The organism is Streptomyces sp. SID14436 (assembly GCF_010548465.1).
In the GTDB taxonomy this organism is placed as follows: domain Bacteria; phylum Actinomycetota; class Actinomycetes; order Streptomycetales; family Streptomycetaceae; genus Streptomyces.
Map to the genome: position 1 here is coordinate 1 of NZ_JAAGMD010000319.1, position 366 is coordinate 366.

Annotated in this window: 1 pseudogene; it reads right to left on the minus strand. The window is 78.4% G+C overall.

Annotated features, from left to right (window positions below):
- Positions 1–158: 158 nt before the first annotated feature.
- Positions 159–366: pseudogene (locus G3I53_RS33260) on the minus strand (hypothetical protein); the annotation flags it as partial.

A 366-nucleotide genomic window follows, 5' to 3' on the forward strand; every position in this document is an offset into this window, starting at 1 on the left:
CCGTGCATCTCGCGGCAGATGGCCGCCTGGGGGTTGTCCTGGTGCCTGCCACTGGCCGTGGGTCCGGCTGTGCGGCCTGTTCGGCGGTCCCGGGCGGGCTCCCGGGCACGGGCCGTGTTTTTCGATGTCGGTGCGTCCGCCCGAGAGCGGGCCGTGGCTCACCGTCCGTATACCTCGCGGCAGATGGCCGCCTGGGGGCTGTCCGGGTCCCACCGGCCGTAGGTCCGGCCGAGCGCGCAGACGTCGGTGCCCTCGCGGAGGGCCGGTCCCGGCCGGGCGGGCGGCTCGGCGGTACCGGGCGGGCGGCCGTCGTCGGCCGGTGCGGGACGCTCCGGGCGGGATGCCGAGCCGTGGCCCGGCGGGGGC